Below are 7,470 nucleotides of genomic sequence, written 5' to 3'. Positions count from 1 at the left end.
GGAGATCAAGGGCCTGATCGATGATTCGGTCGGCAAGGTCGCCGAAGGCTCCAGCCTGGTCCACCAGGCCGGCAGCACCATGGGCGAGATCGTCGCCTCGGTGCAGCGCGTGACCGACATCATGGCCGAGATCTCCGCCGCTTCGCAGGAACAGTCGGCCGGCATCGAGCAGGTCAACCAGACCGTGGTGCAGATGGACGAAACCACCCAGCAGAACGCCGCGCTGGTGGAGGAAGCGACTGCTGCGGCGCGCGCCATGGAAGACCAGGCCGTGCAGCTGGGCGAAGCCGTGGCGCGCTTCCGGCTGGCATCGCAGGGCGTCGCCGCTGCGCCAGCACGCTTGGCAAATGCACCGCAGCCACGCCAGGTCGCGGCCGCCCTGCCCGTCACCAAGGCAGTACCGACACGGCCGCTGCGGGCGTCGGCCGCCCAGCCGGCGCTGGCTGCCGAGGGCGATTGGCAGGAGTTCTGACCCCACGCAGAAAGCATCCGCCCATGGGGTGGATGCACCAGCATGGCGGGCCACGGGGCCAGATCCCTTTCCCACGGGAAAGGGATCTGACCCCTTATGCATGGAAAGTGATGCAAATCTCACTTCATAATCCAATGCAGAGGCCGATATCCCCATCGAGCCTGCACCAACGTGCTGGCGCCCGCCCCTGATCACAGACTCCATGTCCGACGGCCACGACACTGAACTGCATGATGTCCACGCGGCCGACGCCGCGGACGAACGCTTCCTGGTCCGCAACCCCCGCCAGCTGCGCCAGCTGCTGCGCTCGCTGATCGACCAGCGATCACTGATCAACGCGCATATCGACGGCCGGGATCGTTCCTTCCCGACCGCCCTGCTTGATCTCGACGAGGACGAAGACTACCTGCTGCTCGACGGCAGCCCGCAGGAGGCATCGAACCGTGCCGCAGAGCAGGCCGACCACCTGCTCTGCTTCGCCCAGCTTGAACGTGTACTTGTGCGGTTCCGCCTGCACGAACTGCAGCGCGTGGACAACGATGGCCACGTCGCCTTCCGCGCCCCGCTGCCGGACGAACTGGTGCATCTGCAGCGCCGTGAGCTGTACCGGCTGGAGACCCCGGTCACCGACTCGCCGCATCTGCTGCTGCCACCCGGCGAAGCACATGCCGAAGCGCTGTCGATGCGGGTGGTGGACATCAGCGGTGGCGGCCTGGCCGTAGTGGTTCCCAACGACTGCGCCGTATTCGGCCTGCAGAAGCGCTACCCGGCGCAGCTGTCGCTGCCCGATGGCCCCGACCTGGACATCGAACTGGTGGTCTGCAACCTGCTGCCACAGCGACAGCCCAATGGCATCGAGGTCAAGCGCGTGGGAATGCGCTTTGACAGCCTGCCGCGCGGCGGCGACAGCGCCATCCAGCGCTACATCTTCCGCATCGACCGCCAGCGCAAGGCGCGCCGCAACGGCGAGCTCTGAGGCCCGTTCGACCGTTCGTGCCGGCCGGCGGCCGGCAACCCGCATGATGCCGTCGCCGGCCAGCGGCCGGCACTACCGATCTTTGGCGGATCCACGCCATATGCGCGTGCCGGCCGCGCCGCGGCAGATCCACGCCATGCGTGGATGCCTCTCCCCCGGCACCTAAAGTCCCCCCACGCGGGGCCGATATCGAGCCTGACACCGGGACTTCCGGCAGAACCAGGACCCCTCGATGAACGACAAGACCAGCTCCGCCGCCAGCGCCGGTGGCGAATTCCTCAGCTTCACCCTCGGCGCCGAGCACTACGGCGTGGACATCCTCAAGGTGCAGGAGATCCGTGGCTACGATGCGGTCACCCGCGTGCCGGACGCCCCGGACTACATCAAGGGTGTGATCAACCTGCGCGGCACCATCGTGCCGGTCATCGACCTGCGCTTGAAGCTGCGCCTGGACAACGCCCGCTACGACGCTTTCACCGTGATGATCGTGCTCAACGTCGAAGACCGCGTGGTCGGCATCGTGGTCGACAGCGTGTCGGACGTGATCCCGCTGTCGGCCGAGCAGATCCGCCCGACCCCGGAGTTCGGCGCTGCAGTCGACACCCGCTTCATCTCCGGCATCGGCACCCACGACGACCGCATGCTGATCCTGCTGGACATCGAGACCCTGCTCGACAGCGCCGACATGGGCCAGGCCTCCCTCGCCGAAGACGCTGCCGCCTGATCCATCGGACCTGCTTCACGTTCTGGTCACAAAACCCTTCAGTTCCCCCCAGCAGTGCCGATAGGGGGACAGAAGCCGGTCGCGCAGGAGCGCGCGGAACCGGAACGACCATCACCATCCCCGGAGATACACCTCGATGAAGTCCCTGCTTGCGTTCGTTTCGGCCGCTGTCCTGGCCACCACCGCTTCCTCCGCGTTCGCCCAGGCGGCCGACATGATCCCGCCGGAACTGGCCCCGCGTTCGGTCGGCAAGGACGGCATGGTCTGTGGCAAGGTCGAAAAGGCCCGCTACGCAGAAGGTTCCGAAGGCCAGCCGACCTTCCTGTACATGGGCGGTGCCTTCCCGCGCCACACCTTCTCGGCCCGCATCGCCGGCGAGAACCGCGGCAAGTTCTCCTTCCCGCTGGAAACCCTGGAAGGCAAGACCGTGTGCGTGATCGGCAAGATCCAGCGCGACGCCTCGCGCGCGGAAATCGAAGTCAGCTCGCCCGCGGGCCTGAAGCTGGCCAACATCAAGTAATCCGCTGTCCGTCGAACCACGCCGGAGCTTGTGCCGGCGTGGTTTCTGCTGCAACCGGGCCCGACGCCCGGACGCGTCTGCCTTAGGAGATCGCAACGCCCATGCCGTGGATCAACAACCTGAAACTGATGCCGAAGCTGCTGTTGACCTTCGGCGTCCTCCTGCTGGTGATGCTGCTGCAGGGCATCGTCGCCTATCGCGGACTGCATTCGCTGAACAACGTCACCACCGAGTTGGCCGGTTCGCGCATGGAAAGCATCCGCATGGCCGGCGAGATGCGCGGCATGCTGGGCGAGTACCGCAATGCCGCCTACCAGCAGCTGATCCGCGCCAGCGATGACGTCAAGTCCGACGCGCGCAAGCAGGCCGTCGACCTGCGCACCAGCATGGACACGTCGATCAAGGAATACCCGAAGCTGGTCGACAACGCGCAGCAGAAGAAGCTGTTCGATACCTTCGCCAAGGAATGGAAGGACGCCCTGGCCTCCTACGACAGCGTCACCGAGATGCTGGAGCTGGACCTGCCGGACGATGCCATCGATACCTTCGTGGGCGAGACCCGCACCAAGCACCGCAAGGCTGCATCCGCGCTGGAAGCGCTGATCGCCGAAGACAACCGCCTCGCCCGCGCCTCGCGCGAAGAGGCCGCGTCCACCTATTCCGCCTCCGCCGTGCTGACCGTGATCGCCCTGCTGGGCGGCGCCGCGCTCGGCCTGGTGCTGGTCTGGCTGTTCGCGCGCGCCCTGGTCGGCAGCGTGCGTGGCGCCGTGTCGGTTGCCAACGACGTGGCCGGCGGCAAGCTCGATGGCCACATCGACGTCAGCCGCCAGGATGAAGTGGGCGAACTGATGCAGGCCATGCAGCGGATGCAGCGCGACCTGCGCGAACGCATCGAAACCGACCAGGCCGTTGCCCGCGAGAACCTGCGCATCCGCACCGCGCTGGACTACAGCTCGACCGGCGTGTACCTGACCGACACCAGCAACACCATCGTCTACAGCAACCGCGCCCTGCAGCAGACCCTGAGCCAGTACCAGGACGAGGTACGCCGCGACCTGCCGGACTTCGATGCGCAGGCCTCGCTGATCGGCAAGCCGGTCACCGTGCTGGAACACCGCGGCGAGATGGACCAGACCCTGCTGGGCAACCTGAAGGCCCACGGCGTCGCCCGTCGCCCGATGCAGTACGGCGATGCCCAGTTCGCGCAGGTGGTGTCGACCATCCGCAACGAAGGCGGCGACACCGTCGGCTACGTGGTGGAATGGCGCGACCGCACCCAGGAAGCACTGGTCGAAGCCGAAGTGGCGCGCGTGATCGCCCAGGCCGCCGCCGGCGACCTGTCCGGCCGCATCGACGCCAGCGACAAGGAAGGCTTCTTCCTGCAGCTGGCCCAGCAGATCAACGGCCTGCTGGACGCCAATGCCGGGAGCATCGAACAGATCTCCGGCCTGCTCGCCGCGCTGTCGCAGGGTGACCTGACCGTGCGCATGCACGGCGACTACCAGGGCGTGTTCGCCCGCATGCGCGACGACGCCAACGCCACCGCCGCGCAGCTGAGTGAAATCGTCACCCGCATCAAGCAGTCCAGCCGCGCGATCAGCTCGGCCGCCGGCGAGATCGCCTCGGGCAACAGCGACCTGTCGCGCCGTACCGAGCAGCAGGCCGCCAACCTGGAAGAGACCGCCGCCTCGATGGAGGAACTGACCTCCACCGTGCGCCAGAACGCCGAGCACGCCCGCCAGGCCAACCAGCTCGCCATCGGCGCGCACGGCGTCGCTTCGCAGGGCGGCGAGGTGGTCGGCCAGGTGGTCACCACCATGTCGGCCATCGAAGCCTCGTCGAAGAAGATCGCCGAAATCATCAGCGTCATCGACGGCATCGCTTTCCAGACCAACATCCTGGCGCTGAACGCTGCGGTGGAAGCCGCGCGTGCCGGCGAGCAGGGCCGTGGCTTCGCCGTGGTCGCCAGCGAAGTGCGTACCCTCGCCCAGCGTTCGGCCGCTGCCGCCAAGGAGATCAAGGGCCTGATCGACGATTCGGTCGGCAAGGTCAACGACGGCTCGGCGCTGGTGCACAAGGCCGGCGCGACCATGGGCGAGATCGTCGCCTCGGTGCAGCGCGTGACCGACATCATGGCCGAGATCTCCGCCGCCTCGCAGGAGCAGTCGGCCGGCATCGAGCAGGTCAACCAGACCGTGGTGCAGATGGACGAAACCACCCAGCAGAACGCCGCGCTGGTGGAAGAAGCCACTGCTGCCGCGCGTGCGATGGAAGAACAGGCTGGTCAGCTCAGCGAAGCGGTGTCGATCTTCGTGGTGGACGAAGCCGAGGTCGTCGCCGCCCCGCGCGTCACCGCCCCGGCGCCGCGTGCCGCTGCACCGGCTGCCCCGGCCCCGGCTGCCCCGCCGGCCCGCCGCACGGCGGGTGGTCGCCCGATGGCCACCGAACTGGCCGACGGAGACTGGCAGGAGTTCTGATGCCTGCCTGACCTGAGTTACGAGAACGCCCTGGCCCTGTGCTGGGGCGTTTTTGTTTACGGGGTATCTGATTATCCAGCCAACGGCGAAGCCCCTCGGGGTGGGTCGCGAAAAGCGCTTGGCTAGCGAGGGTTGGCCGGGAGGGTGGGCTGCGCAGGGGCCGCTGCAAGTACGTCCATGTAAGCTCGGTCGCCGCATCCATGCGGCTCACGCCCCTGCGCAACCCACCCTCCCGGCCACGGAAAATTTCCGTGCGCGTCCACCCCGGATTGAAGAAGGAAGAGCAAGAGCGACAGCTGCATCGCTTCCGGGGTCAGATCCGTTTTCCGCAGGAAAACGGATCTGACCCCTCTTTCCACCTGGAAACCCAACGCTCTTTCCGTCCGACACCGAAATGCCGAGAGGGCTGGGCCGGGATGGGTAGGCAGGACCGTTGGCGCCATGGATGGCGCCATCGAGCCCCCACGGGTGAGGGCGCTTTGCTTGCGAAGCACTGCTTCGCAAGCGCCCGAACGCCCAGCCGCCAGCGGCTGGGCCGGACCGCGGAGCGGGGTTTACGGCGTGTCCTGCCTGCCCACGCCGCCCCAGCCACTTACTGACAATCCAGCGCCGACCAACCGCTGTTGCTGTTGCTGTTGCCGTTGCTTCAAAAGCCTGCCGCAGGCAGCGCCGCAGCCGCCGCTGCAAGAAAACCTGAATACGTTCGGACACCTCACCTCAATCCCCAGCCCCAGCGGCCGATAACGGGGTTGTCACGGCGTATCCCGCCGCTGACCGGCTCGGCGCCGCCCGCCCCTTTCGACCTGGTCCTGCTCGATGAATCTCCTGCATCGCTGGCAACACTACTTCAGCAATCTCTCCGTCCGGCGCAAGCTCAACCTGCTGACGCTGCTCATCGCGCTCGGCGTGATCGCGCTCTCGGTGATCGCCGCCCGCATGCAGTACCTGGACCTCACCGAGACCCGCAAGACCGCGCTGAAGACCCAGGTCGAACTCAGCTACGGCATCCTCCAGCACTACCACCGCCTGGCCGGCACCGGCGAACTCAGCGAGGACGCCGCGAAGAGCGCCGCGTTGCAGGCCCTGGAAGTGATGCGTGCCGAGAACGATACGTACTACTTCAACATCTACGACACCGGCTACCGCCTGCTGATGCACCCGTTCCGCAAGGACCTGGTCGGCAAGGAAATGAAGGACTTCCGCACCGACGACGGCGTGCGCATCTATTACGACCAGGTCGAAGCGGCCAAGGCCGGCGGTGGCTTCGTCAACTATCGATGGGCCAAGCCGGGCAGCAAGGGCGAGGTCGAAAAGGTCGCCTACGCTGGCCTGTTCGCGCCGTGGAACTGGGTGGTCAGCAGCGGCGTCTACATGGACGACGTGCAGCGGCAGGCGCTGGTGTTCACCGCCATCATGGCGATCTCCGGTGGTGTGCTGGTGCTGATCGTGCTGGCCCTGAGCTGGGTCATCGGCAACCGTATCGCGCGCCCGCTGAAGCAGGCCACCGCCGTCGCCGAAGGCATCGCCAATGGCAAGCTGGACAGCCATATCGGCCCGCAGCCGCATGACGAACCCGGTCGCCTGCTGGAGGCCATGTCCGGCATGCAGCAGCAGCTGCATGCGGTCATCGGCGGCCAGCGCGAAATGGCCCGCCGTCACGATGCCGGCGAACTGAGCTATCGCATCGACGCCAGTGTCTTCCCCGGCGAGTACGGGCTGATGGTGCAGGAGACCAACACCCTGGTCGGCAGCCATGTGCAGACCCTGCATGACGTGCTGGACGTGGTACAGCAGTACGCAGTCGGCGACCTGAGCCGCGACATCGCCCGCTACCCCGGCGAAAAGGCGGCGATGACCACCACCGTCGACACCGTCAAGGCCAACCTCGGCCGCATCAATGCCGAGATCAAGCAGCTGGCCGGTGCCGCCGCCGCCGGCGACTTCAGCCAGCGCGGTGATGCGCAGCGCTTCGATCACGATTTCCGCCTGATGCTGGAAAACCTCAACGCAATGATGGCGGTCAGCGATGACAACCTCGGCAAGCTCTCGCAGTTGCTGTCGGCCATCGCCGAAGGCGACCTGACAGCACGCATGCACGGCGACTATCAGGGTGTGTTCGCACGCATGCGCGACGACGCCAACACCACCGTTACGCAGCTGACCCAGATCGTCGGCCAGATCCAGGCCAGTGCCTCCAGCATCACCCTGGCCGCTGGCGAGATCGCGTCCGGCAACAGCGACCTGTCGCGCCGTACCGAGCAGCAGGCCGCCAACCTGGAAGAGACCGCTGCCTCGATGGAG

General features: G+C 66.7%; 6 protein-coding genes. All 6 read left to right on the top strand.

Going from position 1 to position 7,470, the window contains the following annotated elements; translation table 11 throughout:
* Positions 1-472 (top strand): methyl-accepting chemotaxis protein (locus tag AC5P9P_RS20410; RefSeq protein WP_495201820.1); only part of this gene is annotated, 472 nt, incomplete at its 5' end.
* A 202-nt stretch (positions 473-674) separates the two neighbouring features.
* Positions 675-1,448: a flagellar brake protein gene (locus AC5P9P_RS20405; RefSeq protein ID WP_049404463.1), complete on the top strand. Its 774-nt coding sequence runs from the start codon at positions 675-677 to the stop codon at positions 1,446-1,448.
* A gap of 232 nt (positions 1,449-1,680) precedes the next feature.
* Positions 1,681-2,172, top strand: coding sequence for a chemotaxis protein CheW (locus AC5P9P_RS20400; protein WP_005409516.1), 492 nt, complete (start codon positions 1,681-1,683; stop codon positions 2,170-2,172).
* Positions 2,173-2,308: 136 nt separating this feature from the next.
* Positions 2,309-2,692, top strand: coding sequence for a hypothetical protein (locus AC5P9P_RS20395; RefSeq protein ID WP_005409515.1), 384 nt, complete (start codon positions 2,309-2,311; stop codon positions 2,690-2,692).
* A gap of 101 nt (positions 2,693-2,793) precedes the next feature.
* Positions 2,794-5,169: a methyl-accepting chemotaxis protein gene (locus tag AC5P9P_RS20390; RefSeq protein WP_049456944.1), complete on the top strand. Its 2,376-nt coding sequence runs from the start codon at positions 2,794-2,796 to the stop codon at positions 5,167-5,169.
* A gap of 816 nt (positions 5,170-5,985) precedes the next feature.
* The coding region (locus tag AC5P9P_RS20385; protein ID WP_495233069.1) for a cache domain-containing protein at positions 5,986-7,470 on the top strand (1,485 nt) is incomplete at its 3' end.

Source organism: Stenotrophomonas sp. YJH_SMC_14-1, from assembly GCF_059372275.1.
The sequence above is the reverse complement of the archived record's forward strand: the minus strand, read 5'-3'. Positions and strand labels throughout refer to the sequence as shown.